This is a genomic window from Mesorhizobium tianshanense (assembly GCF_007830515.1).
GTDB lineage: Bacteria > Pseudomonadota > Alphaproteobacteria > Rhizobiales > Rhizobiaceae > Mesorhizobium > Mesorhizobium tianshanense.
Window position 1 is genome coordinate 1 of the sequence record NZ_VLKT01000128.1, and the last position, 3,321, is coordinate 3,321.

Genomic DNA, 3,321 nt, shown 5'->3' on the forward strand with positions numbered 1-3,321 from the left:
AAGCACGCATCGTGCGTCGCGCGGTCGCTGAACCGCTCAGAATATCCACTTTGGGGCTCTGTTTCGGGGCCATCACACAATTTGAGGAAGACCCCGGTTAACTGCCAAGTGACATCCTCCGGCCGAATTGCGTGTGCTTATGAAGGAGATTCTAAAGCGAAGCGATCGCTATCGAGCAGCGTCACGTCGGTTTGCGTCGCCGGTAGTGGCCGCAAGGTCAAGCAGGCCGTCGCCGTTGATATCGGCGAAAGCGATCCCCTCGTCAGAAGCCTCGGCGCAAATGCGGGTTCGCAGCCAGGGCTCCGTCGACGGGTCATCGGGGATGGAAAAATAGAAGACCCCGGCACCGCTTGAGACCGCAAGCTCCGGCTGGCCGCCTTTGACGATCTGCGCCAATGCATGGCCCTGGGATCCGAGTTCGTGGCTGGCGGCGGGAACCTCGCCGATCGCATGCTCCTCGAAGCCGGGCGTTGACGCCTGCTGCGCCTGAAGCCACACCAGGCTCAGTGTCTTGCCCCCGCCGCGCTGGGCGATCACTTCCGCGCGTCCGTCGCCGTCAATGTCGATTGCCGCGACCGCATCCACTCCCATGCCGAGCCGGTTCTGTTCCCATTCACTTTGCCAAGGGTCGGCCGGCTGACGATACCAGAACGGGCCTGAGATAATGTCCGTCCGTCCGTCGCCGTCCATGTCGGGGAATGCGAGTCCGAAGGAACGGACATGCGCATGTGTGATTTGGTGATGGTTCCAGCGGTCGAGGCGACGGAGCGGTCCGTGCGGGTCGAGTCGATTGATCCAGATCCGGGCGGGTGGGTTGCCCGCCCAATTGGCACCGTAGAGGTCGAAATCGCCATCGCTGTCGACATCGGCGACGACACCGTTGTGGAGCCCTACGGTGTCGATCACTTGTCGTGCCCAGCGCATTCCTCGGCCGTCCACATTGAGGTGGATGGACAGGGCACGTTCCTTGGTCGTGTGCATCTGCCCGGCCACGACGTCGACATCGCCGTCTCCATCCATGTCTGCCGCCTGCAACGTGTGGGCGCCGGCAACGGCAGGCTGAATGACATGGCGAATCCACCGTCCCGCGGGCCCGTCGACGGCCTGGAACCAAGCCACGTCGGCCGTGTGCTCGGAACTCGAGGTCAAAATGTCGGCGTTGCCATCCTGGTCGAGATCGACGACGAGCGCCTTGAAAGCGGGATTGAACGTGCCAACCTCGTGGCCCTGCCAGCGGGCGGGATTGCGCGCTGCCACTGCGCCTGGATTCCGCGCCCATTGTCCGCACAGGACCAGGTCGACAGCGCCGTCGCCGTCGATGTCTCCGAGGGCCATCCCCTCCTCACCCAGATTGAAGGGTGGCAGGGTGACGCGAGTCCAGGCGCCGGCTCCGTCCTAAAAGAAGATCATCAGTTCGCTGGGTGCCCGAACGACGATGTCCGCAAGGCCGTCGCTTTGCCCCAGCCGCCGACCGCGCCGATCTCATGGTGCTTCCAGCTTGGGCCGTCGGTCGGATCATGGTTCGGGCGCGGATTCTCGAACCAGATGAGATTGGCCCCGTCCGGCCCGTCGGCCGTCACGATGTCGAGATCACCATCCCCATCGACGTCAACAAGCACGCCATCCGTCGTGAACTCCACACGGGCGGTTGCGATCGTGGTGAGAAGCAGGTCGGGCCAACGCCACCACGACAGAGGGGTCTGTGGCAGCCCGCCGAGGATCAAATCCAGCCGACCGTCGCCGTCGATGTCGCCGACGAGCTTCACATCCCCGGAATGATCGGCGATCTCCCGGCGATCAAACGTGAGACCCATTCGGAGAATTTCTTCAGAGCCCGTGCTGCCAGCAGAATCACAGCCCGCGATGGAGATCCCCACCGCAAGGATCGCGAGGAGGTGGCGACACACATCGAATATTGACTTCGCGGCGTGTGAACATCGCGTCAACCGGCATCCGCGCGCCGAATTAACCCATCCACGCATCCACAGGCGTCCGTCAATCATCCTGGTCTCCCGGCGCTCATCCGCTAGCATGCGCTGCCATCGGGGTCACGCTTGATGTCGATCATGCCGTCCCTATAGACGAAGGTGTTCAGCGCCCAAGGCCCCACGCAACCCCCTGCGGCCTGACCGTCTGCGGCGAGGTGAAGCGCCACAATTCCGGAAGATCGCCCAGCATGCGCGCCGTTGGCGGATTCTTCGCAAGGTCACGGGCAAACTTTGCGATCGCCACTTGCCGAGCAGCGATACGACCGGTTTGTTATCTCACGAGCCTGACACGAAGTCGCCCTTCAGGAAGCCGTAAGAAAGTAGTCCGTTCTGATGACACGCTGGTCCCAAGGAAGTAAGCGCCTTACCGATCCCCTATGCGTTGGGACTTGACGCTTTCCGGAAGTTGCGGGGCATGAGTTCTTCGACGCGGCTCTGAGGGTGGCCGTTGAGAATGGCCTGCAGGGTTTCGGCGATATAGGCGACCGGGTTGACGTCGCTGAGTTTGCAGGTCGCTACAACGGATGCCAGCAGCGCGCAATTTCGGCCCCAACCTCATGCCCCGCAAAGAGTGCATTTTTTCTCGTTAGAGCCACCGGCCTGAATCCACGAAAACATTGAGCCGGAATTGCGCGGTCCGGGTCGTCCAGCTTGAGATAGCCGGCGTAAGCCAGCCGGGCAAGACGTCCGGCCAAAGCGTCGGCAAGCCGGTCGCGCTGGGGCCGGTCATGTTCGCGCGCGGCGGTGGAAATATCGGGATTGATGGCGTTCTCCATGCGCAGAAAACGCCGTAGCCTCAGCGTATCGGGGTCATGATAGAGGTTCAGGACCAGCTCCCGCGCAAATTCCAGGAGCGCCGCCTCCAGGTTCTCCGGCCGGTCGGGTAGCGCATCGAGCGCCGCAAAATTGGCCGCGCCGACCCGGTCGAACGCCTTGCGCAGGACGGAAGCAGCAGGTTCTCCTTGCTCCCGAAATGCGCATACAGCGTAGGTTTGGCGACGCCCGCCTCGCGTGCGATGTCGGCGACGCCCGCCTGATATCCCAAGGACGTCACCAGAGACGGCGATGTGTTGCCATCCGGCCGCGAGATATGGGCCAAGAGATTGTCCGGGGCAATTGCAATTTTCCTGTTTGTAGACACCCGCTCGGAACCCCGACAATTTGGGGTTGTCAACCTTACATGCTGCGATGCACAATGCCGGCGATCCGAAAAAGTCGACCGACCATCTGCGTCGATCGGGTACTGGAGGCTCGCAATGCGCCAGACTTGGCCTGATGTCGCCAAGGGCGTGGGCATCGTTCTTGTCGTCCTGGCCCACGTTCTTACCCAAAG

Annotated in this window: 3 protein-coding genes and 1 pseudogene; all 4 read right to left on the reverse strand. The window is 62.3% G+C overall.

Annotation, left to right across the window (positions count from 1 at the left end; translation table 11 throughout):
- Positions 1–168: 168 nt before the first annotated feature.
- The gene (locus tag IQ26_RS38640) at positions 169–1,335 is read right to left on the reverse strand and encodes an FG-GAP repeat domain-containing protein (RefSeq protein ID WP_240547478.1); all 1,167 of its coding nucleotides are present in this window, start codon (positions 1,333–1,335) and stop codon (positions 169–171) included.
- Between the two features lie 74 nt (positions 1,336–1,409).
- A complete protein-coding gene (locus tag IQ26_RS40970; protein WP_240547479.1) occupies positions 1,410–2,003 on the reverse strand; it encodes an FG-GAP-like repeat-containing protein in 594 nt (197 codons plus the stop codon).
- A gap of 360 nt (positions 2,004–2,363) precedes the next feature.
- A pseudogene (locus tag IQ26_RS38645) lies at positions 2,364–2,590 on the reverse strand (transposase domain-containing protein); the annotation flags it as partial.
- A 221-nt stretch (positions 2,591–2,811) separates the two neighbouring features.
- A complete protein-coding gene (locus IQ26_RS38650; protein ID WP_145723550.1) occupies positions 2,812–3,285 on the reverse strand; it encodes a TetR/AcrR family transcriptional regulator in 474 nt (157 codons plus the stop codon).
- Positions 3,286–3,321: the final 36 nt, after the last annotated feature.

What these genes read in the sequence shown, in the direction of transcription:
- IQ26_RS38650 (WP_145723550.1), bottom strand. Translation starts at nt 3,285, where the DNA reads ATGCCCACGCCCTTGGCGACATCAGGCCAAGTCTGGCGCATTGCGAGC.
- IQ26_RS38640 (WP_240547478.1), bottom strand. Translation starts at nt 1,335, where the DNA reads ATGGCCCTCGGAGACATCGACGGCGACGGCGCTGTCGACCTGGTCCTG.
- IQ26_RS40970 (WP_240547479.1), bottom strand. Translation starts at nt 2,003, where the DNA reads ATGATTGACGGACGCCTGTGGATGCGTGGATGGGTTAATTCGGCGCGC.